The organism is Moorena producens PAL-8-15-08-1, assembly GCF_001767235.1.
Lineage (GTDB): Bacteria > Cyanobacteriota > Cyanobacteriia > Cyanobacteriales > Coleofasciculaceae > Moorena > Moorena producens_A.
The window spans coordinates 2,420,466-2,443,721 of record NZ_CP017599.1 but is presented as its reverse complement, the minus strand read 5'-3'; the positions used below and the strand labels follow the sequence as shown (position 1 = coordinate 2,443,721).

At 43.6% G+C, this 23,256-nt stretch carries 21 protein-coding genes; 11 read left to right on the top strand and 10 right to left on the bottom strand.

From position 1 onward, the window contains the following. Positions 1–7: 7 nt before the first annotated feature. The 5 genes from atpE to BJP34_RS47250 all read right to left on the bottom strand — a co-directional run bounded on the left by atpE (position 8) and on the right by BJP34_RS47250 (position 5,657). On the bottom strand, positions 8–253 hold the full coding sequence (gene atpE / locus BJP34_RS09440) for an ATP synthase F0 subunit C (RefSeq protein ID WP_070392129.1): 246 nt from the start codon (positions 251–253) through the stop codon (positions 8–10). 132 nt (positions 254–385) lie between these two features. Continuing rightward, positions 386–1,135, bottom strand: a complete 750-nt coding sequence (atpB, locus tag BJP34_RS09435; protein ID WP_070392128.1) for a F0F1 ATP synthase subunit A — start codon at positions 1,133–1,135, stop codon at positions 386–388. A gap of 76 nt (positions 1,136–1,211) precedes the next feature. Next, positions 1,212–1,616, bottom strand: a complete 405-nt coding sequence (locus BJP34_RS09430; RefSeq protein ID WP_418904120.1) for an ATP synthase subunit I — start codon at positions 1,614–1,616, stop codon at positions 1,212–1,214. Between the two features lie 611 nt (positions 1,617–2,227). Next, positions 2,228–3,244: a hypothetical protein gene (locus BJP34_RS09425; RefSeq protein WP_083305074.1), complete on the bottom strand. Its 1,017-nt coding sequence runs from the start codon at positions 3,242–3,244 to the stop codon at positions 2,228–2,230. 64 nt (positions 3,245–3,308) lie between these two features. Continuing rightward, entirely contained in the window at positions 3,309–5,657 is a 2,349-nt protein-coding gene (locus tag BJP34_RS47250; RefSeq protein ID WP_168166500.1) for an NAD(P)/FAD-dependent oxidoreductase, read from the bottom strand. Between the two features lie 159 nt (positions 5,658–5,816). Between BJP34_RS47250 and BJP34_RS09415 the strand changes: the two genes are divergently transcribed. Then, a complete protein-coding gene (locus BJP34_RS09415; RefSeq protein ID WP_070392125.1) occupies positions 5,817–6,071 on the top strand; it encodes a hypothetical protein in 255 nt (84 codons plus the stop codon). 249 nt (positions 6,072–6,320) lie between these two features. Here BJP34_RS09415 and BJP34_RS09410 read toward each other — a convergent pair whose 3' ends face one another. Continuing rightward, the gene (locus BJP34_RS09410; RefSeq protein WP_070396577.1) at positions 6,321–8,021 is read right to left on the bottom strand and encodes an MFS transporter; all 1,701 of its coding nucleotides are present in this window, start codon (positions 8,019–8,021) and stop codon (positions 6,321–6,323) included. A 211-nt stretch (positions 8,022–8,232) separates the two neighbouring features. Between BJP34_RS09410 and BJP34_RS09405 the strand changes: the two genes are divergently transcribed. The 4 genes from BJP34_RS09405 (at position 8,233) to BJP34_RS09390 (ending at position 13,741) form a co-directional block, all read left to right on the top strand. Continuing rightward, positions 8,233–8,754 (top strand): phosphoribosyltransferase, encoded by a 522-nt coding sequence (locus BJP34_RS09405; RefSeq protein ID WP_070392124.1) that lies wholly within the window; start codon positions 8,233–8,235, stop codon positions 8,752–8,754. Between the two features lie 526 nt (positions 8,755–9,280). Then, positions 9,281–10,069, top strand: a complete 789-nt coding sequence (locus BJP34_RS09400; RefSeq protein WP_229424308.1) for a hypothetical protein — start codon at positions 9,281–9,283, stop codon at positions 10,067–10,069. An 83-nt stretch (positions 10,070–10,152) separates the two neighbouring features. Next, entirely contained in the window at positions 10,153–11,961 is a 1,809-nt protein-coding gene (locus BJP34_RS09395; protein ID WP_070392123.1) for a hypothetical protein, read from the top strand. Between the two features lie 265 nt (positions 11,962–12,226). Continuing rightward, positions 12,227–13,741, top strand: coding sequence for a DUF1802 family protein (locus BJP34_RS09390; protein WP_070392122.1), 1,515 nt, complete (start codon positions 12,227–12,229; stop codon positions 13,739–13,741). 25 nt (positions 13,742–13,766) lie between these two features. On the opposite strand, the gene BJP34_RS36415 is transcribed toward BJP34_RS09390, so the two are convergent. After that, positions 13,767–13,985, bottom strand: coding sequence for a hypothetical protein (locus BJP34_RS36415; protein ID WP_149030878.1), 219 nt, complete (start codon positions 13,983–13,985; stop codon positions 13,767–13,769). Between the two features lie 208 nt (positions 13,986–14,193). On the opposite strand from BJP34_RS36415, the gene BJP34_RS09385 reads away from it, so the two are divergent. The 6 genes from BJP34_RS09385 to BJP34_RS09360 all read left to right on the top strand — a co-directional run bounded on the left by BJP34_RS09385 (position 14,194) and on the right by BJP34_RS09360 (position 20,192). Continuing rightward, on the top strand, positions 14,194–14,613 hold the full coding sequence (locus BJP34_RS09385) for an element excision factor XisH family protein (protein WP_070392121.1): 420 nt from the start codon (positions 14,194–14,196) through the stop codon (positions 14,611–14,613). Further along, positions 14,601–14,936: a XisI protein gene (locus BJP34_RS09380; protein ID WP_070392120.1), complete on the top strand. Its 336-nt coding sequence runs from the start codon at positions 14,601–14,603 to the stop codon at positions 14,934–14,936. Before BJP34_RS09385 ends, BJP34_RS09380 begins: the two co-directional genes overlap by 13 nt. Positions 14,937–15,628: 692 nt before the next feature. Next, the gene (locus BJP34_RS09375) at positions 15,629–17,134 is read left to right on the top strand and encodes a hypothetical protein (RefSeq protein WP_070392119.1); all 1,506 of its coding nucleotides are present in this window, start codon (positions 15,629–15,631) and stop codon (positions 17,132–17,134) included. Positions 17,135–17,415: 281 nt separating this feature from the next. Next, on the top strand, positions 17,416–17,661 hold the full coding sequence (gene psaC / locus BJP34_RS09370) for a photosystem I iron-sulfur center protein PsaC (RefSeq protein WP_006616272.1): 246 nt from the start codon (positions 17,416–17,418) through the stop codon (positions 17,659–17,661). 139 nt (positions 17,662–17,800) lie between these two features. Next, positions 17,801–19,717 carry a glutamine--fructose-6-phosphate transaminase (isomerizing) gene (gene glmS, locus BJP34_RS09365; RefSeq protein WP_070392118.1) on the top strand — a complete coding sequence of 639 codons (1,917 nt, stop codon included), beginning with the start codon at positions 17,801–17,803 and terminating at the stop codon, positions 19,715–19,717. A gap of 160 nt (positions 19,718–19,877) precedes the next feature. Next, on the top strand, positions 19,878–20,192 hold the full coding sequence (locus tag BJP34_RS09360; RefSeq protein WP_202972080.1) for a Uma2 family endonuclease: 315 nt from the start codon (positions 19,878–19,880) through the stop codon (positions 20,190–20,192). A gap of 394 nt (positions 20,193–20,586) precedes the next feature. Here BJP34_RS09360 and BJP34_RS39155 read toward each other — a convergent pair whose 3' ends face one another. The 3 genes from BJP34_RS39155 to BJP34_RS09350 form a co-directional block, all read right to left on the bottom strand. Continuing rightward, positions 20,587–20,805 carry a hypothetical protein gene (locus BJP34_RS39155; RefSeq protein WP_149030877.1) on the bottom strand — a complete coding sequence of 73 codons (219 nt, stop codon included), beginning with the start codon at positions 20,803–20,805 and terminating at the stop codon, positions 20,587–20,589. Between the two features lie 221 nt (positions 20,806–21,026). Then, positions 21,027–21,662, bottom strand: coding sequence for a pentapeptide repeat-containing protein (locus tag BJP34_RS09355; protein WP_070392117.1), 636 nt, complete (start codon positions 21,660–21,662; stop codon positions 21,027–21,029). 171 nt (positions 21,663–21,833) lie between these two features. Beyond that, entirely contained in the window at positions 21,834–23,186 is a 1,353-nt protein-coding gene (locus BJP34_RS09350; RefSeq protein WP_070392116.1) for a DICT sensory domain-containing protein, read from the bottom strand. Positions 23,187–23,256 lie beyond the last annotated feature (70 nt).

Here is a 23,256-nt window from a genome sequence, read left to right as displayed (position 1 = left end):
TCAGGTTCTAAGAAAATGGGTTAGCAAACAGCAGAACCAGAGAAATTACCAGACCATAGATAGTCAGGGATTCCATAAATGCCAAGGTTAACAGCAGAGTACCGCGAATTTTTCCTTCAGCTTCCGGCTGACGAGCAATACCTTCTACAGCTTGACCAGCAGCATTTCCTTGACCGATACCAGGGCCGATAGCAGCTAAACCGACAGCGAGAGCAGCAGCGACAACTGAAGCAGCAGCAATGATTGGATCCATGATTATTTTTCTTATCCGTGATTAAAGAACAAAATACAGAGCTACTAGTCAGAAGGAAACTCCGAAGGAGTGATCAATTCCAACTATTCCTAATTTAAGGCTACCGTGCCATTCCCATCATAAGGTTATCCCTTAATGTTCTTCGCCTTCGACTTCTATTGCCTCGTGAATGTAGGCAGCTGCCAAGGTAGCGAATACCAGGGCTTGAATTGCACTGGTAAATAGACCTAGCGCCATAATTGGCAACGGGATAAACAGAGGCACTAGCAGCACCAACACTGCTACTACCAATTCATCTGCCAGAATATTGCCAAATAAACGGAAGCTTAGGGAGAGGGGCTTGGTGAAGTCTTCTAAAATCTTGATCGGCAAGAGGATTGGTATTGGCTGAATATAGCCAGCGAAGTAACCTAAACCCTTCTTGCTCAAACCAGCGTAAAAATACGCCAACGATGTTAGTAAGGCTAAGGCAACGGTGGTATTGATGTCATTGGTAGGAGCTGCCAGCTCACCGGATGGGAGCTCGATAATTCCCCAAGGAATTAGGGCTCCTGACCAGTTTGACACGAAGATAAACAAAAACAGTGTACCGATAAAAGGTACCCAAGGGCGATATTCTTTTTCCCCTAGCTGGTTTTTCGCTAAATCCCTCAAAAATTCTAGGGCGTACTCCATCAAATTTTGGATACCGCCAGGAACCATTTGGACATTTCGAGTTGCCGCAAGGGAAGCTACTACCAGAATAGCAATCACTACCCAGGAGGTGAGAAAAACCTGACCGTGTAATGTTAAATTGCCAATCCGCCAATAAAAGTGTTCACCAACTTCTAAGGAAGCAAGGGGTAAAGAATTCAGAACGTTTAAAGCATTTATCATTTCCATTCTGGAGATTTACCCAGATTTCTGTCAAGGGTGAAACGTCTGTTTATCCTACCAATAAATCCGACTTAAATAAATCTTACTTAGAGGTAGGATTTACTAGGCTTTGCAGGATATAGACGATAATTGCGGCTTTGTACGTCAGAAACCCTAAAAATATAGGAAGTATTTGTAATTTTTGCCATTGACTGGCTACTACAATTATCCCAATAAAAACCGCAAACCGAGCCGTGCTCGGACGCCTATTTTGTTGGCTTAGCCGCTCTACGTCTTTAGCCAACATTCTCAAGTAAACCATACCAGTACACGCCCCAATCAAATAATTCAAGGCAATGTTGAGGGAGTAAACCAGCCACACACAGATGAAAATAATCCCTGTCGCGACTAGGGTGACCAACAACAGAGTTTGTTTGAGTTGGTAATACTCCTCCATTGACGAACTCGTTGAAGGGGACAAGTAACTTGTTTGCGTGTTTTCCTCCATGGTCAATGGTTTCTCAAGAGGGTCATCTGACAAGTTCACCGGTAGCAGCAAATGCTAGTCCAGTCATCTGGCTTGTTTTCACAAACCAGAGGTAATCATATCATGGGAAAGGTCACAATACTTAACAAATCTGGTATAAAAATAACTAATCCCTCCGAAGTGCGGTATAAGTAAGGGTTTCGGCTGACAGGGTGATGGATAAATGCGGCAACGGATAGGTGCATGTAACGGATAGGTAGTGACTACACAAACTAAACTTCCAGACTTAGGCTGACCACACCAATGATTTTCTCTGAGTCCTTGAGGTGCGGACGAAAGTTTGTATAGCTCCATCCTTGAGGGGGCAGGGGACTAGTGCTAGAGGTGATTGACTGACTTTACTCCTAAAATCAACGGTTTTACTTAGGTAGCGGTGGAGCGGTAGCTAAACCGAACAAAACCATTGCCAATGTTGGGTTTCACTATGTTCGACCCAACGGACAAACCAAAATTTGTCACTCAACAGGGAAAGTCTATATATTGTATTGGGATCTTGATGCGTTCGCGTAGCGTGGCCTACGGCCAATCGCGTAGCGGCTCGTACCGAGCATCGCGTTTGAGGGAAGGATATCTCATTTGGCGTACTTCTTAGGAAGTATCTCGCAACTAGCGAGAGGCAACAAAGGTACGACCCAACAAAAATATTGGTTAAATATTACTGAATTGAATTCAAGAAATACGGACATCGTGAGCAAAGCACTAGTATAGATGCCAATTTGTCGCTTAATGGCACTCAGAAATACTAGACTCATTACCAACACCATTGGCAACTTAGCTTTGATACCAATGAAATCAGGATTTGATAATGTAATTAACCCATCTAAGGAAGGAGCATTAACATGTCCGTCTGGATTTCTAGTGGCTGAAAATAGAATCGATTTAAAGAATCCTTCTGCATTCCATAAGATAAATGGTAGTGACGTTATCCCAGGGATAACAAGTATTAACAACAAAGCGATGAAGGTATCCTTTACAGGATTATCCTCTGATGATTGCCAAGCCCAAATCAGATAAAGTGGTAGTAAAAAGATAGCAATTTGTTTAATCGCTAAAGACAAGCTAAACATCAAAAAAGCTGTGGACTTGTTGTGTTTCGGCAGTAACATCAGGGAAAGAATCAGAAAAAATATAGCTAGGAAATCTAAGTTGCCGTCGATACTAACATAAAGCGTCCATCGGTTCAGTAACCAAAATAAAGCAGCAAACCAGCCAAATATAAAGAGGTTATGGTTATACAAATGATAAAAAAATAAACCAGCAATACCGATATTAACCATTAAAAATATCGGTCGCCATAGGGAAATCCAGTCTGAGTAGTCTTGGAATCCTAATAATTGAGTTAATGCTGAAAGCCAATAAAAAAGGGGGAAATAGGTAGCATACTTCTGATTCTCTCTCATATTTCCTGATAAGACTCTAGCGTAGGGATTTTCCCCCGATAAAATTCGCTTCCCTTCTACCCAGCTATAGTAAATATCATGTCCTTCAGTGTTATAGTTCCAAACTTGCAAAAGTTTGACATTAATGACAACACCGACAACAGCGATTAAAATTAGACAGACAATTAGTAAACTCTTTCTTTGACTCATTATCATCTTCCTTCTTGGTTATTCGTTAATTAACCATTAACGAATAACCTTCAATGATAAGTATTCAATCGAACTTGAGCTCACGGTTTACTTTTTCAGGACGCCCCATCCCAGCTGTGATGGCATAACTTTGAGCCAACAACTGTAACCAAAGCCGTGGATAACGCTTTTCAAGCCAGGGCTGTAACCGTCGAACTAGACTGGGAAACCAACCTTTGAGCAACCCGCTGACCAAGGCATTGCTAGTAAAACTTAAGTAACTGCCTACCCAAAGCAAGAAATCCTTAGCACCAGCCATTTCCAAAATCCAGGGGATGAGGGCAGGGTTTCGGCGAGCTGCTTTGAGTGCCAGTCGATTAAAGGTTAACCAACTGAAACGGTCTTTAATAAACGTATCTGGTACCTCCGGTGGTTCATCTGCCAACAATCCAAAGAAGGTATTGAGCATGGAGTTAATCCGCTGGGGTGGTAGATGACGACCTGTTGGTACCATCATCCCCTGGGAAAAGAGCCAGGTCACAGCAATATTACTTTGATAGGCGCGAATTTGATTTAAATCCTTAACACTCAAAAGATTATGCCGCAAGGCAGTGTCCAAGAGATCGGTTAAGCGATAAAGGTTACGCACTAAGGAACCGAAGCCAGTGAACACCAAGGGGGACTGAAGGGAAGCAGCATCACCAATGGCAACCAGTCGGTCAAAGGCCACAATGCGATCGCGACTTCCGACCGTAAAATGTCCGGGAATATACCCAAAGGTTGGTTTCTTCCACACCAACTTTTCTATATCACATCGGCGGTATTCCGGTAAGATAGTAAAGAAATCTTCATACATTTCTAATAAAGAGCCGGGATTCTCAGGATGTATCTGATGGTAATGGAACAAATAAATTGTCAATTCCTCACCTGCACCAGGGAACAACTCCCAAATCAGCTGACGTCCCCGGGAAATATCCCCATGACTATTGAGAACATCACCATAATCGGGATCCCACACCTGAGGCTCAAATCCCTCAATCACAGCCCCCACGGTGGGACAGACACTATTAAACGCCCTACCCCCATTGAGCTGCCAAGCAATTGGTGAAGCCGTTCCCATGGCATCCACCAACAGACGACCACTCACTTGTCGGTGAGATTTAGTCGGTAAGTGTTGCACTTCCACCACAACTTCCTCTGGGGTGATAGTTGCTTGGATAAACTCTGTCTCATCCCAGATTTCTCCCCCAGCACTGGTGAGCTTTTTCCCACACAGTTGCAAAAATTTAGCAGAATCAATGGCGATATTGAGCACCGTTGGCGTGTGCAATATCGCTGCTTTCAAGTGGGGTGGGTTGTTGCTATCAAAGAACTTATTGAATCCATCAACGTATTCCCTACCAATAATCCCTTCAAACTCAGTTGGGGTAAATAAACCCAAATCAATCAGGCTTTGAAACTCATCCCGTGAAATATTCCATTCCCGGTTCATCCGCCCAAAGGTTAACCGCTCAATCAGCAATACCCGATAACCCCGCTGCGCCATTGTTGCAGCATGGATCACTCCCAAGGCACCACCGATGTAGATTACGTCGTACTTAGAGGTTGAAGGTTCAAGGTTAGTCGGTTGTTCGCGTAGCGTGGCCTTTTGGCCAAGGTTAGATGGTTGAAGGTTAGATGGTTGTTCGCGTAGCGTGGCCTTTTGGCCAAGGTTAGATGGTTGAAGGTTAGATGGTTGTTCGCGTAGCGTGGCCTTTTGGCCAAGGTTGTTTTGGGAACCTTCAACCTGCAACTGGCCAACCTTCAACGGTTGGGAACCTTCAACCTGCAACTGGCCAACCTTCAACGGTTGGGAACCTTCAACCTGCAACTGGCCAACCTTCAACTGTTGGGAACTTTCAACCTTCAACTCCTTAAACAGGACCTGCTTGGGCTGCTGGGGGTTACGAACCCCCTCACGCCAGCGCTTTTCCCACCAATAAACTCGATTAAGGTCATATTCTCCTCTAGGCATTTTCCGGAAAAAGTGCACAGTCTGAGGATAATAGGGTGCTAATGCTTCAAAGATAGATTGCTCAGATAACTCTACATCCGGTGGTTCTGGATAGTGGTACGGGAATTGATCCCGAAGACTCTCGGTCAGCTGTCTTAGAATTAGCGTTTCGCCGCTCAGGGGCTTTTCGGACCAACGAAAGGCTTTGAGGTAGGTGGTTCGCTGGACGGACCACACAAAAATCGAGATTTCTGGAATCAAAGAAACTACAACTGTAGTCTTGTGATTAGAATTCTCATCAGGAGTAGTCTCCCATTGCAGACGGATACCATCCGGCGTGATTATCTTATCCCCGAGCTTAGGCTGCCATTCCTGTTGCAACCAGTGGCAGACAGTCTTGGTGTCTGGTGTAGGGATTTCTACGTACAAAATCTCTTTCATAGGGGTTATGTGATCACAAATGTCATTAAGAGGAGAGACGGAGGTAATCAGTAGTGAAAATACGCTAAGCTTCCAAGTATCGACTTGTTTAATATTCGTAAAAATACTTTACATTGATTTCAGTTTAGTTATAGTCAAGGGTGCCCTTGTTTGTTAGGTATGAATTATCCCATTCCAGCTAGTCCACAAGAAATAGTCGCCCTACGTCAACAACCAGTTGATGAAGAACTGGTGGTCATGGCGATTGCTGGTGTCATTCACATTGCCCGTCAAGAGGGACAGTCCCTTGACGATTTAACTGCCGAAGTCTTAGCAGAAGACGATTGGCTTGATCACTCACAAAGAGTATTACTCAATGACCTGCTTGTCGAAGCCTGGCAGAGTCTGCCTGAATTGGAATGGCAGGCGTCTTAAGCGACGCCCGAGCTGCTTAGGCTAATTGCGACGACTCAAGCCATAATGCATCTACCTTTTTCATCATTGATTGATTGATTGGCATTAGACCTGCCAGACTTAGTAGTTTTCTGATCCTGTTTGCCTCAATTGTTGTTTATGCAAGCCTTTTGCCTGACAACTCCGGCGAAGTCTATTGATTGGCAAATTTCCCCCAGTTAGAACACTACTCCTGAGTCAAACTAGATCTTCAACAGAACTGATCAATTCCTATTCCCCTTGCCTAGTAGCTTGATCACGCTCTCGTAGCTGCAAGAGAATTTGGGCATGAAATTCCTTGGTGATGGGATAGAAGTAAGCGAGTACAATACCACCAATTAAGAATAGGGTTGGCAGTGGCCCAATAGCGATACGGATGGCTAGCAGTGCGGAATCGGGTTGGGTGGGGACTGGTTGCCCAGCAGTAGATGAGATGAATCCTGACCACTCTAGGGCAATACCGACTAAAAACAGCCCTAGGGCTAAACCAAGTTTTTGCAGCAAAACCATGAAGCCGTAAAATACCCCTTCCCGACGCTGACCTGTGGTCAATTCATCGAGTTCAATCACATCGGGCACCATGGACCAGGGGATGAGATAAGCCACAGAAACCCCAAAACCAGCCATAACAGCTAAACAGTACATTAAGGCAACTTGACCAGGTTGTAGCAAAAATATACCAACTTGAGCGATAACCGAGAGACTAGTTCCCATAAAGTAAGCGGTTTTTTTGCCCAATCGCTCACTGACCATCTTCCAGAAAAACAGCATTAGTAAGGCAGTACCTTGAACCGCAAGGGCGACTAAGGGAAAGGTAGACTCGGGCAATCCCATCCAATTGACTACGAAGTAAAGCAGGATAGAACCGATTAACTGGACACCTAACCAGGAACACAGGTAAATACCAATCACATATAGAAAAGGCTGGTTACTGAATACAATCCGCAGTTGCTCAAAATAGGATAACGAGGCTGAAGTGTCAGCTTCAGAGCGCTCTGTGAAAGCAAAGCTATCTTTCAGGTGGGGTTCTGGGGTAGAAAATATTAGAGTTATACCAAAGACGGTAATTAGTAAACCAAGAAGACTCAGAAAAATACCAGTGATATCAGGGTTGCTAGTGGCACCCAATAATTTGGCAGTCACTGGGATCATCCGGGCAATGCCATAGAAAAATGATAGAGGTCCAATTAGGGTGAGCAGAGTTCCTACAGTCTTTTTCTGCTGAGTTCCCAATATAGGCTGTGCACCTCGTTCTTGGATGCGCAGCACACACCAAAATATCGGCAGCACCGCCAGCAAGGTGGTGACTAACCCTAGCACTAGATATTGCTTACCACTATCACCGGCATAGGCACTAAAAATTAATCCCCCTAGAACTAAGGTTAGGATGCTGCCACCGATGGAAAAGGTAAAGCGAAAGCTGTTGAGGCTAGTGCGTTCGTTGTAATCTTGGGTGAGTTCTGGGGTTAGGGCGGTGTAGGGTAGGTTAACTGCCGTGTAGGCAATGTTGAACAGAATAGCAATCAGAAGATAGTAGCTAAACAGTAACCAGTTATTAATGGTATTGTTATTGCTGAAGTGGGGGACAATCCACTGTAGGAAAAACAGAACACCAAACGGAATTGCCCCAAACAGCATCCAGGGAATCCGACGCCCCCAACTAGAACGAGTGCGATCGCTCATAATCCCAACCATGGGATCATTGATGGCATCGGAAACTTTGCCAATCATCAGAATGCTCCCTGCCAAACCGGCTGGTAAACCAGCCACATTGGTTAAAAATGGCAGGAGGTAAAAGACTAAGAGATTGGCGGTCATGGCTGGACCCATATCTCCAGCACCATAAGCTAGTTTGGTGGTAAAGTTAAGCTTTTCGAGTCCACCGGAGACTTCGGGACGATTACTGGCATCAGAACTAGAAACATCACTCATAACCCATAAGATAATAAAGCTCGTCAATGTGGTGATAGGAATTTTTTTAGCAAAACGAATCACTCACAAGCCATTTCTAACATTAGAATTCTTTTAGAAGTAGGGAACTTGGGAAATTGGGAACAACGACTGGTAATGGTCAAATAGTTTTAGACTTTTGCTAATGGTCGATTCCCTGAGCAATACCTAACCAATATCAATGGCGCGAACTATGTCAGAAATTTACGTCTCCTGGTCAGAATACTATGAAAAAATCGAACGGCTAGCTGTCAAAGTCTATGAAGCCGATTGGGATTTCAACCAGATTGTCTGTATCGCTAAGGGCGGATTACGGGTTGGTGATATCCTCTGCCGCATTTACAATCAGCCCTTAGGGATTCTGTCTGCTGCTTCCTATACCGGAGCAGACAATCGGATCCGAGGACCGATAACGTTTTCGAGCCACCTAGCCATGACGACGGCAAAATTAGGTACTCGGATCCTGTTGGTGGATGATTTAGTGGATTCTGGTATTAGTCTACGAGAGGGGGTTAAATGGCTTTATAGTCATTATGGTACAGAAATTGAGGAAATTCGTACTGCTGTGATCTGGTATAAAGCCTGTTCTGGGATTGCTCCTGATTACTATGTGGATTATTTTGCAGATAATCCTTGGATTCATCAGCCTTTTGAACCTTATGACTCCATGAGTCCAGCTGATTTGGCTCAAACCTATTTAGTTACAGAAGTGTGATCCGATCACGGCAGAGTGAGCAGAGCCAGCAGAGGGGGAACAGAAATAGCACAGAAATAATAGTTGAAAGTAACCTAGACTGAACAGAAGTGATATAATATCGAGACTCGACTACCTTGCTCTACTCAAGCTGGCAGAATTTGAGATTGTCCCAGTAAATGCGATCGCTTTCTGGGGGGAAAGACTGGATAGTTTGGAAATTCTGATCGATTAGGCAAGTGAGTGGTATTTCGCAATTCCGATGCACCCCAAGGGGCAATACCATGGGGAATTGTGATTGCGAACCTGTGATTAACTTAGCTATTACTTTTAGCCCTCAAAATGTCCTGAAAATGTCATTTTAGAGCTATACAAAGGTAGACGCTTAATTTGGCTGGCCTGAGGCTAGGGTAGCCATAAAAATTTACAGCTTCTCACTAAATCGTGCCGAATTGGCATCATACTATTGGTTAGGCTATCACTGGATAGAGAGGTGACAAGCCATAATCTGATCTACTCAATACCTAGAACTAAATACCTAGAACAAATGGAAATGTCAACAGTAGAACAAACGGAACAAACGGAAATGTCAACAGTAGAACAAACAGAACAAACGGAAATGTCAACAAACCCTGAAGCAGAAAAGAAGAAAGAAAATAAGAAAGGGTTACGAGGTACCCCAGCCCAAGCTACAACTCGTCTGCTACTACACTTGTGGGATCTAGGGGGATCAAAGCAGGAGGTGAAAAGAAAAGACTTAAGTGATACAGTAAAACTGAATAATGAGAGGTCTGGTGATTATACTGACATCTTTAAAACATTGGAAACAGATGGGACGATCAAGAAAACAAAAAAAGCCCGAATCGAGTATGTGTTTTTGACAGAGCAAGGCTTGGAAGTACTAGATGCTGGCATCAAAAGCGCTGATTTTGAGTTTGACGGTAGTCTGGTCAGAGCTAAGGATGTCAAGGCTGTTCTAAATTGGATTCGAGAAAGAAGCTCAGTGGCTAAAGTGGTTGATCCAGGGGCTGATGCTGCGAAAACTGGGGAAAATGCGATCGCTTCTTATGAAACCTTTGAGTCGGTGGTCTTGGAGGTCTACGACAAGCTAAATCAGGACTATAACCTTGATGATCTCGTACCGATTTATCGGATTAGACGGGAAATTGGGGATAGTGTCAGTCGTTCCCAGTTCAATGAGTGGTTGTTGGAGATGCAGGCTAAGGATATTTTGCAACTCCAAGGCGGTAGCTTACCCGATAGCGATCCATCCAAAATTGAAGATTCCATCACAACAGAACTGAGTGGATTACGCTGCTATGCTAAGCGGCTATAATCCTAGGCTGGCCTGGTTATTGTAATAAATCTCTGTTGACTGTTTGTAGCGTTTCCTCACACCAAAATGAATAACAGTTGCTCATGACTAACAGTTCATCTCCCCTTGAACAACTCCACAATGCCATCGAAAAAGAAAACCCTTTTAACAAAGAGCCAGTTGTCAAGAAGCAAAATGTATGGAAAAAAGAATTACCTCACGTTACTTCTATCAATGCTAATGCCTCCGACGCTGTTTTTAAGGCAATTGAAGAAGTTCGTAGCGGGGAGCGTCAGGTTATTGGCATTACAATCAAGGCTAACAAAGGGTTAGGCAAAACTCATTTGCTCAGTAGGGTTCGCCATCAACTTCAAGCTGATGGCAGTGCTTGGTTTGTCTACATGACCGATTACAATGACCTTAATCGGATCAAGCCAGAATTTTTGAAAACCCTGGCATTAAGTCTTAAGGAGGTGGGTAGCCAGGGGGTGACTCAGTGGCAAGAGTTAGGAACTGCTTTAGCCAATGAGGCGATGAAAAGAAGTTACACATCTCAGCAGTTAGTCAATGTATTTCCCAATGCCTTGGCTAAGAATCCCAAGCTAATTGAACAACTGACTGATAAAGTTCTTGAAATCAAGAGCGACATCGATAATCCCTATCTGATCAAAGGGATTTTCTGGACATTATCAAAGCAGCATGCTCTTTATGCTATTAACTGGCTTTCTGGGAAAAGTTTATCCCAGAAAAAAGCTGACGAACTGGAGTTACCCAACGATTCGGAAGATGACAAAGATCATTTCGATATAATTTGTCATATTTTAGACCTAATTAGTGATTACAATCCCTTGGTGGTATGTTTTGATCAATTAGATGGTACAGAATGTGATGATGCAGGGTTTAGCAGAGCACAAGTTATTGCCAGCTTAGCAACAGATTTATACAATAGCCTTAAACGGGGGGTGCTGCTGACGGCTATGTTTCCTGAAACTTGGACACATCAAATTAGAGCATTAGAGTTAAATGATGCAGTTGTTGACAGAATTGGGGAGCGAGAAGTTGAATTAAAACCTCTAAATTCTGATCAGATAATTGATCTAGTTTCCCTACGGTTAAAAGGGTTTTATGCTGACAATAAACTAACTCCTCCTCAGGGGTTTTATCCCTTTAGGGAAGAAACACTGAAAGAATTAGGTAAACAACGACCAACAGCAAGAGATGTTCTTAAATGGTGTCAAACTAACTGGGGATTACTTAATGGTCAGCAAGTTTCATCCCATAGACCTACTATAAATCCCGTTAGCTCTGCTTATAATAACGAGATCAAAAATATTGACAATATAGACAATGAAGAGTACATGGAGGATGACTCTCAACTCACTAACGCGATTAAGTTTGGCCTCAACCAACTCATCGGACAGATAGTGGCAGGAGTCACAATCGAAAAAATTGAAGCTCCGGTTAAGCCCAAAAATAAATACCTCGGCGTCAAGATAGTTGGTAAACAAGAAGGTAATACGGTCAAAATTGGACTAGCGGTGATCCAAGCCTCTGTTGGAAACAGGGTAACGGCTGGGTTATCTCATCTTGGGGATTATAAAAAATATGATCTGACCCGTGGTTGTTTAGTCCGCTCTAAAGATATAAGTCCAAATGCCAAGAAGGCTCAAGAGTGTTGGAATAACCTGAAGGCTCAAGCCGGAAAATGGGTAGTGTTGAAAACAGAGGAGGTTAAGCCCTTGATTGCGATTCGCGCTGTTTATGAGAGTCGTGAAGACTATGAATTGAGTGAAGAGCAAATTAAAGATTTTATCGCTAACACAAAGCTAGCCATAGATAACCGATTACTGCGAGAAATTTTGAGTGCTCCATCGGGACAAATTACTGAAGAGGCAGTGGATGAAGAGGCGTAAAGTTAAAGGATGATTAAGTCAATGAATCTATAGCATTTTGCTTTGATTTGTGAACATACTTTCTTAAGGAAAGGCAAGAGGCAAGAGGCAAGAGGCAAGAGTTAAGAAACTATCTAGGGATTTTTGGTAATATCAAAAAAGTTATTTTTTTGTTGTATAATTGATTAATAAATGCTAGAGTTTACAGGAGTTAAACAGTTGACGCAAGGGATGAGATTAATTGATAGTAAGTGAGCTAGATATTTACTAATGAGTCAGTAAGATAATGAGTCAGCAAGATAGAATTTCAATAGCCCTACTTTTACCGGCACCAGATATCGAAGCCTTACTCGAAGGGCGAATGATTGCTGCTATACCTCACTTATTTATCAATCCAGGACGTAAATTTGTCCTATATCCGTCTACACTATCAAGTAATACACTATCAAGTAATACACTATCAAGTAATACACTATCAGGTAATACCCTGTCTCTTGAGCACTATTATCGCCCTAGTTTTATAGAAATAGCCCAAAAAAGTCTAACGGCACTGAATTCTGAGACAGTTTTGATTAAGGCTTGGGCTAGGTGTGAACTTTGCCAACACCTGAAGAAAACTGAATCCTTGGAAAACTTATCACCGTTAACGGTATGGACAGCAGCCGGATTACAAGCAAGACTTGAGAAACAGCAGCGTATTTTCCTGGCTTACTTGCGGGTCTATCAGTTTCCTAAAGTGATTGAAATAGCTAGAAATAATACTAGTCAGCCCCTTGGGAAGTTTGTTAGTTTAGGTGATAATATTAGGGTTACTGAGGATTGGCCAGTATTAAGCGATCGCATTTTCAGCCAACGCCGACACCAGCTAGAAAATCGACTACCGCCACTGTATCCGGAATTGGAAGAATTACAGAGTCAAATCGCTACCCTGGCGATTACTAACCCAGCGGCTGAAGCCCTTGACGAAGAGATAAAAAAATTTATAGGCTGGAGTAGCAACAAGCAATTAAGGTCATCTAATCCAGATGTAGCTTGGATAAATACCATAGCAGCATTAGGAAATCGCAGCAAAGAACTCGATCAAGGTAAAACTAATTATCAAGCTGGAACAGATTTTGAAATTATTGTTCGTGATAGCCTTAAGTTTCTCGGATTTACCATCGACCATGCTCACAAAGGTGGTGCTGGTGGCTTAGATTTATACTGCTCAAAACCTTATCCCTTGGTGGGTGAGTGCAAGGCTGGAAAAAAAATTCCTAACGATACGGCAGTACAACTGTTGAATTTAGTAACGTTACGTTTAAACAATCAAGAACTACTTAATAAAACGGCTAAGTTAATCATTGGCCCTGGTGAGCCGACTAAACAACTTATGGATGCAGCTATTGTACATGGTATGGCAATTATTAATCCTGAAACTCTTGAGAAGCTGGTGAAACTCCAAAGCCAGTATCCCAATTCCGTTGATTTAATTATACTAAAGAATTACTTGATACCTGGTCAAGCTGATCTCGAAGTTGAGAAATATATTAATCATGTTTCTGAAAAACTGAAATTGCGATCGCATATTGTCCACCTGGTGAAAAAGCTGATTGACAATAGAGATAATCACACGGTGGGAGTAGAGATGATCGATGGAGCCTATAACTTCTCCAATCCACCCGAGTCCTTGACTCAGCCAGAACTACACGAAATATTGATTGAGCTTTCTTCTCCCTTAACTGGCTACTTGGGGCGAATCAAGGGCACGGATAGTAAAAGTGATTGCTTTTACTTCCTGCGGGACTTGCCCATGGATTAATTAGGACTTGTTCAGGATAGTTTTTTTAAAATTTGGTGAGGTACATTTTTTGAGGGAGCAGGGAGCAGGGAGCAGGGAGCAGGGAGCAGGGAGTAGGGAATAGGGAACAGGGAATAGATAAGAGGCAAGAGGCAAGAGGCAAGAGGCAAGAGGCAAGAGGCAAGAGGCAAGAGGCAAGAGGCAAGAGGTAAACAATCATGTGTACCTCATTAGGATAGAAAGCGTTATAGCCCTCTTCTGTCAAACTGGGGTCAAACCTTGATTTTTCCTAGGCTGAAATGACCCAAATTCGTTCGATTATCCCAAAGTGACAGAACAGGGATTGTAAAAATCTGCAGGTTTGTGTAACGTTTTATTTCAAGATTCAAAATTTCTGCTTGTGACCAATACCTAAAGCGTGATCAAGTTACCATAGAGATACCCTTGAGCATGGCAAGAATGAGCTACTTTTAATGGCAAAAGATATCTACCACGAAACGGTTAAAACGGCTCTGATCAAAGACGGATGGGTGATTACTAACGATCCTCTAGCATTAGCTGTTGGAGAGCGAACCGTTTACGTAGATATGGGATCGGAGAAACTTTTTGCAGCAGAAAAAGGTCGGCGACGTATTGCAGTTGAGGTAAAAAGTTTTATTCGTCCTTCTCCTGTACAAGACCTAGAAAATGCCCTCGGTCAATATGTGCTTTATCGAGGTTTGTTAAAAGAATCAACCAACCATCGATATCGAACATTATATCTAGCGATTCGGAATGCAGTTTACTTAGATTTTTTTCAAGAGAAAATTGATCGAATTGCTATTGAAATTAATCAGTTTAATTTGCTAATTTTTGATGCAGAAGGAGAAGAAATAGTCCAATGGATAGATTAGATGAGTATTCTAGATTAATTCGACAAATTCTAGAGCGTTACGCTCGGATTAGTTACAGTCACGGCGATATCCAAAGTTATGCCATTACTGATACTCTGAACAATCATTTTATGCTAATGGTTGTTGGCTGGGATGGCAAACGTCGAGTCCACGGCTGCATTACGCATGTTCAGATTATTGATGGGAAAATCTGGATTCAACGGGATGGTATCGAAGATGGCATCACTGAAGAACTTGTCGCTGCAGGGATTCCCAAATCAGATATTGTGCTAGGGTTTCACCCACCAGACGTTCGTCCCCATACTGGTTATGCGCTCGCGTAGCGTGACCAAAGGTCAATCGCGTAGCGGCTCGTACCGAGCATCCCGTAGCATGGCCATAGGCCAATCGCTTTTTTCACTGGTTATCAGCCAGGGGTTATTTCCGACTCTGATATCAATCCGGTTTCGTCTCATTTCAAGCAAACTTTGCCCTCTCTGTAACCCCTTGCTCTGTCTTGAAAACAGATGAAGGTATTGAGATTTTACTAGTTTACAATTCAATAAACAAAATAGTATAATAAAGGAAAATTAAATACATTTAATCTCTATAGCATTTCCAAATATATCATGAAAAATACTGCTAATTTTTCATAGCCAAACGCTATATAGTAATCAGATTTATCAAAAACTGAAATGGCGATTGGTCTGTGGCTACGCTACGGGAACCCATTAGCTGATTGCTCAATGATAGTACATTTGTATTAAAGTGTTGCTTCCTAGCTCCTGTTTTCTAATCAGCATTGTGGTCTGAAAATTTTTAGCCAGTCAATTTTTATGCATTATTCTTGGGTTAGTAAGTAGTAAAGTAATGTCAACCATCTGCGCCCAAACTTAAGTCAATATCAAGCCATCGGCACTTTCAAGAGTCTGCATCTTGACCCAAAGTTGCCCCTCAAGACTAAAATCATCTTGAGGAATTGACTTTTTGGCTCCTTGCCCCAATGGTGAAATTGTGAACCCCTTGATGAAGAGCAATGAGTGAATCTGAAAACCCGAATAACCTTCCCCTTGCTGAGTCTACTACCGAAATGGATAACCAGGATACTAAGAAGCCAGATCAGCAGCAGACCGACCATAACCCAAAAATGCTCAGCTTCGCACCAGTACCTGATGATTTCACCATAGTATCTGATGATATAGATCATCTTATTGAACAGTCAATACTAGAACAGACTATAGAATCACTCCTTACCACCATGGCATCATCAGTTACAGAAACGGATACTGATGGCACTGATGATACTGATAGTACTGATGATAGTGATAACACTGAGATAGCTAATGTTTCTGAGGAACAGTTAACCAAGGATGGTGAATGGTTTGCCTTAGCTCAAAAACTGCGCTTGGACAATCATCGCTTACAGCAGCAAGTGACTCAGCTGCAGCAAGCACTCCAGGAAAAACAGCAGGAGTTAAACGGACAAGCTAAGCAATTGCGAGAGTACGACAAACTCCTGTCCACAAAAGATCTGGAACTGAATACAGTTCAAGACCAATTAACCCGTTTGTTCCACACTCTAGAATCATCCCATCAATCCGGTCAACGCCAGCAAATTTTGGTTGAAACCTTATCAGAACAGTTACAAAGCTCTCAGGATCAAGTTGCCAGACTCGAACAGGACTATTCTCAAACCCAGCAGCGCTACAACGAACAATCTCACCAGCTGGTGCAATTGAAAGATACCTGTCGAGAACTTAGAACCCGTCTATACCGACAACAACAGCAAACCTTGCAATTTAAGGTAGCCTTAGAAAAGTGTCTGGAAATGCCTGCCTCTGAGAGTTCTGTAGTACAACAGCAAGAGAGTCGCAGCATCATTGCTCAGCAATCTCTACTACAAAAAGCCCAGCCAATTAGACCCTGGTCTGCCGACCCAGAGTTATTTGCAGAAGAATTTATTTTTAACAGTACTGGTAATTCTCCTGCCGAGTCTCAATCTACCACAGAACCATTATCGGTTGACAGCAGCCAACCTAACCAAATTGATCCGATATCCCCAGCAGATGCTTTAGCATCAGGTGAAACTCAGGGAATCTCCCCTGAAAATGTGACAGCCAAAGAATTAGAAGTAGCACAACAGTTAATTGAACAAATGTCTGCCCTGGCAGAGGAATTTGGGTTGTCCGAGTTGCCATCAGAGTGGGCTGATACCAAAGTCGATGGCAGATCAGAACTAGAAACCACACTCTTAACCACTAACTTAGATGAATCTGACCAAACCGTTGTATTGACTAGTGACCCTGAGGAAACCAGTAGGTCAGAGCATACTCAAACCTTGGAGCCTGAAGCCAATCCATCGAGTCAGGAATTTCCAGAAGATATCATAGAGGCTGAGTCACAGTCAAATCAAACCAATGAGGTATTTCCGTCTCACGGTCAGTCCCCATCTCCAGTACTCTATCCCCTACGTCCCTCCAAAGGGCGCAAATCCTTAGCGTCTATTGAATTACCAAGGTTTCCCCGTTATCGTTCTTCCTGAGGTTGACCCATAGATTAGGTTCGATGACACAATAGTTTCACATACTAATATATTAAAGAATTTAAAGTTCTGTAACCTCTGGCGTAAGACTATCAAAACCCTGCGGTAAACTAGCCCTTGATCCTTAAAATTCCCTGTCGTTTGCCTGAAACGCCGACAATACGAACCTAGGCAAAGATAATCCTGGTGGAATCATCGGGATTATTCCCAATTTTCCGAAGGAGACAGGTAAGCGGTTTTTCCGCAATGTCCGATAAAAAAATGTAGGAGTTCTTAAATCAATGTCTCATAGCGTTAAAATTTACGATACCTGTATTGGTTGCACCCAATGTGTTCGGGCTTGCCCTCTAGATGTATTGGAGATGGTTCCCTGGGATGGCTGTAAAGCTGGTCAGATTGCCTCTTCTCCTCGTACAGAAGACTGTATTGGTTGCAAGCGGTGCGAAACTGCTTGTCCTACTGACTTCTTGAGCGTCCGGGTTTACCTGGGAGCTGAAACAACTCGTAGCATGGGCTTGGCTTACTAAGCATTAACCTAGCAATCTATCCGATGTTGACGGTTGACTGTTGATGGTCAACCGTTGACGGTCAACCGTCAACACAGGACACTCCACTCTTAGCATGGCTATAGTTTGAGTATTATGCTTACTTACTAAACTCAACACTATGTGTGGAATTGTCGGCTATATCGGTCCGCAAATCGCTACAGAAATTTTAATGGCAGGATTAGAGAAACTCGAATATCGAGGCTATGATTCTGCTGGCATTGCTACTGTCTCGGAAGGTGAGGTTCATTGTGTACGTGCTAAGGGAAAATTGCACAATTTGCGGGAAAAACTGGTACAAATCGAAAACCAGGCACGCATTGGCATTGGACACACCCGCTGGGCAACCCATGGTAAACCGGAAGAGTATAATGCTCACCCCCACATGGATATGGCAATGCGGGTGGCAGTGGTACAAAATGGCATTGTTGAAAACTACCGGGAATTGCGGGAAGAATTGATCCAGCAGGGACATGAATTCCGCTCCGATACCGATACAGAAGTTATTCCCCATCTAATTGCTGAGTGTTTACAGCAAAATTCTGCTTCTTCCTCTTCTTTCTTCTCTCCTTTCTTAGAAGCAGTGCGGCAAACCGTGAATCGATTAGAGGGAGCTTTTGCCCTAGCTATCCTTTGTGCTGACTATCCTGATGAATTGATTGGAGTGCGGCAACAGGCTCCTCTGATTATTGGGTTTGGTCAAGGGGAATTTTTCTTTGGCTCAGATACCCCAGCATTGTTACCCCATACCAGGGCAGTATTGAACTTAGACAATGGGGAAATCGCACGGTTAACTCCCCTAGGGGCAGAAGTTTACGACTTTGAGGGTCGTCGCTTGAATAAGTTCCCCCGTACCCTCAGTTGGAACCCCTTTCAAGTGGAAAAGCAGGGATTCCGACACTTTATGCTTAAGGAAATTTATGAGCAACCAGGGGTAGTGCGCAACTGTTTCGAGCGGTATCTCAATAGTAATTGGCATGCTAATCCTACACAGACAGAGGCAGACCTGGCTAATCCCCCAGTTCAGTTAGGCATACCGGAGTCACTGTACGAGGATGTAGAACAGATTCAGATTCTGGCGTGTGGGACCAGTTGGCACGCTAGTTTGGTGGGTAAATATTTGTTGGAGCAGTTGGCAGGAATTCCTACCATGGTGCAGTATGCATCTGAGTTTCGTTATGCACCAGGTCCGTTAACTAAGAATACCCTAACTATTGGGGTAACTCAGTCTGGGGAAACTGCTGATACCTTAGCAGCACTGGAGATGGAAAAACACCGTCGTAGTGGATTAGACCCTCTGTATCAGCCCCGACTCCTGGGAATTACGAATCGACCGGAAAGTTCTTTGGCTCAGTTGGTGCCTGATGTGATTGATACCCAGGCAGGGATTGAAATTGGGGTGGCGGCTACTAAAACCTTTGTGACCCAGTTAGTGGCCTTTTATTGTCTAGCGCTAGATTTAGCCTATCGACGTCATACTCTCGCCCCTGAAAAAATTCAAGCAATTATGGCAGACTTGCGGCAATTGCCGACTCAGATTGAGCAGGTCCTGGAAAGTCAAGAAAAGTATATTCAAGAATTAGCCCATGAGTTTGCGGAAACCCAAGACTTTATCTTTGTAGGACGGGGGATTAATTTTCCGATTGCTTTAGAAGGGGCGCTGAAACTTAAAGAAATTAGTTATATTCATGCTGAAGGCTACCCAGCTGGGGAAATGAAGCATGGTCCGATTGCTCTGCTGGATGCTAAGGTGCCTGTGGTTGCGATCGCAATGCCTGGTACTGTCTATGAGAAGGTAATTTCTAATGCTCAGGAAGCTAAAGCTCGGGATGCTCGGTTGATTGGGGTGACACCGAGCAATGGCAAAGAGGCGATCGATATCTTTGATGATTTGTTACCTGTACCAGAGGTGGAGGAGTTGCTTTCACCAATTCTAGCGGTGATTCCATTGCAGTTGTTAGCGTATCACATTGCTGCAAGGCGAGGGTTGGATGTGGATCAGCCCAGGAATTTGGCAAAGTCGGTGACTGTGGAATAGATTTTTTGTTGATTGTGGAACGGTGTTGCTTAAACGCAGGGACTAGTTAGGATTTGTAAATGCGATCGCATTTTGTGTAGGCATGTTGCGATCGCACTCCCTCCCTCAAATTAATCCAATTAGCACTTACCCATCAAGTCGGTAAAGTTGAGGAAAAACCATGACCGTTACTATACCCATCAAAGCTATCCAACTCACACCCGGTAGTGCTATTACTATAGATAACCTTAAATGGCAAGACTTTGAAACAATTCTTGACGAACTTGGGGAAAAGCGACGAGTGCGGCTGACCTACTATCAAGGAAACTTAGAAATCATGTCTCCCCTTGCCATTCACGAAAGACCCCACCGGATTATTGCCGATATTGTTAAAGCCATATTAAACCTACAGGGGCGCGACTGGGAAGATTTTGGTTCAACTACCTTTAAACGTCCTGAAATTGCTGGTGTTGAACCGGATACCTGTCTTTACTAGAAATTTGGCCACTGAAAACTCCGCCACAAAGCGAGCTCAGATGAAAGTGAATAGCGCGCTTTTAGCCGTAAAATAAAATCTTGGAAAGTTCCAGAATCATCGCCAAAAGTAATGTATAATAAGGTAGGTACAGGTTGAAAAACCGTTCGCGTAGCGTGGCCTTTGGCCTTGGCTCAACCGGGAGAGAAACCCGCAATTGATTGACCTTAAAACAATAATGCCTAGAGGGTAGGGAAAATCCTCTTTAAAAACCCAATCATCAATTAACAGTTGGTGTGTGAACCCAGAAAAATCACGCTTTGAGAAAAAAACGGTACGGTGGGGCACACCGAAACCAAGTGAAAAGGAAGAAAAACAGACTTTTTAAGGCACTTCCTATTAAGTAACTAAACGCCTAAAGAGAGCTTCCCTCTGGGTCTGTCGTGAATTGACTAGGAACTTGGTATTGACGGGTTTTTGGTTTAAGTATTGTCCTATTTTTGGCGGCTTCAAAGATAGGAACACGGCGGTTTAAGGCGGCTCGTTGATCTAGGAATCCCCGCTCTTTCAAGACGGGGAGTGTCAAAGCAAACAACAACTTAAAATTTACATCATCAAAGATGGAAATTATCAAGAAACGTCGCTCAGTCCAACCTTTCCCAATTTATCCTTAACTACACAAATTCCTCAACTCGTAGAACAGGCAATTAATCAAGGAACAAGCCGAATGTTACGGGAATTAAAAAGTCAACTTTTTCATTCCAAATAACTCTTACTTCTTGCTAAGCAATTCCATCACACACCTCCCCACCTGCCATCCTTTATATCCGTATATCCGTTACCCACTATTGCCAATCATCCCTCAGGTACACAAGTCCCCACTAAACAAGCTCGATCCAAATTAACACCACTCAAAGAAGCTCCATCCATCTCAGCACAAAGCAAATTCGCCCCACTGAGATTACTACCAGATAAATTAGCTCCACGGAGATCGGCCTCTTCCAGATTTGCTTCACTTAAGGTTGCCCCTTGTAAATCCGCCTGAGACAAATCGGCTCCCTTCAAATTCGCACTATTAAGATTAGCTCCTCGCAAATCTGCCCCTCGCAAATCCACTCCTTGCAAATTCACCCCCATCAAATTGGCACCACTTAAAAAAGCACCGGTAAAGCAAGTCTGACTCAACTTAGCCCCCATCAAATTAGCGCCTCGGAGATTACCACCCCGCAAATCCGCACTACTCAAATCCGCCTGCATCAAGTTAGCACCAAGCAAATTCGCCCGTAAGTCAGCAGATTCCAGTTTGGCACCGATTAAGTTAGCACCATCGAGACGAGCACCATTTAAATTACAGCCAGATAAATTTACTCCCACAAGTGTTGCACCAGCAAGATTAATTTTTTCCAATTGGCTACCGGAAAGATCCTCATCTTCCAAATCTGCTCCTGGCAGTTGCTTTACTTTCCCCGCCCGAATTGCTTCAATTTCCATCAACCAGATAACCTTGAACTGTTCATCCTTCAACCTACCCTACACCAGACCCCTGGGCAAGAACAACCTTGAAATGTTCAACCTTGGCCTATTGGCCACGCGATCGCGTTCAACCAGATCAGCTTGGCCTATTGGCCACGCGATCGCGTTCAAGCTTCAACTTTTCTTCATTCATCCTTCAACCGTTACTCTTTCCTCAGATAAGGAATCAAGCAACCACATCCCTGAAGCAATTTTAGGCTGATTAGCTTGCAAACTCATACCCTGCTGCATTCCCATCACTATTAGTCCCAAGGTTTCCACCAGTTTAGGGTCAAACGCTTCCCCTGACAATTCCTGACAGCTTCTTAGGGCAATAGACAGAGCATCCTCCTCAGATTCATGGGTATTGAGTTGCTGCTGAAAATAAGCGATCAGCCTCAAAATCCTTGATTCCAAGGGAATATTATCGTAAGCTAAGCCATCCGGTTGTCCTGAACCATCCCAGGATTCGGTTTGATGGGTAATAATGTTAGCGACAGCCTGCAATCGAGGCATAATCCGTAACACCGATCCCCTCGGAAGAGATTCCTGCTTCTCGATCACGTCTTTCTGAGCAGCTGACTTAGGGGGTAGTTCTATCTTGACCCCCTGCAAGGGGGATAGACGGTGCAAGAGTGCTGCCAGACTTAAACGTTTCAGTTGCCATGCTGGTAAATCCAGCAACTGCCCGATAGTCTCACACAAGGTTTTTACCTCAGCGCCAGCGTTGGGATTGACAGCATCCGCTTGGTCAATTAGCTGCGCCATACGCAAGAAAGCCTGCATTTCATTAGAAACCAGGTTATCGTCTAACACCTGAACATGGCTCGGGGAGGTATGGGACGGTAACTCTTGTTGACCTTTCTGAAGATAGTTCACGACCCGATTCACCACTGCCCCAATATAGTCTCGTGGCTTGGTGCTGTCGATCATCTGTTGAAGTTGTGCAGTTAAGCTGGCTTGCAAGTCTGGGTTATAGTTACCTATGTGAGCGATCGCAAACTCCACGGTCTCCCTTACCAAGTCTGGCTCAAATGTCCAGAATCCATAGAATTTGCGCTCTCGATCCTGCTCTGGCACTCCTTGAGTGCCATAATCCGACTCAGATAATTCTTGACATAACACCATTGCTGTGTATGTCTGGGAAATAATAATCAAGTGCCACTCTTGAGCTACAGGATCGGAGGACTCTAAACTAACTAGGGCAACATTCGATCGCTGACTGGTGGGATGTTCAGCAAAGCCAGCATCCGGTGCGGCTAGGATTACCACCTGAGATGATTTCAGCGCTATATCACCATAGCGTTCAGCTTCCTCTAGATACCATTGGCCCCGCTGGAATGCCGTAATCATTAGTGGAGCACTGTCCGACTCTAGGATAAAGTCTTCTAGGGCATGGCACAGCGATACTAAGGTATTTTTGTAATAAACTCCAAAGCTTAACGGTTTTTTGGTGCCGCGATGGGCTTGTTCTAGTTTTTGTAATATCGAACCTGAGCGCATGGTTACTAAAAAAATGTTAATTAAATTTTGTTATTTAAATTTTGTTAATTAAATTTGTTATTTAAATTTT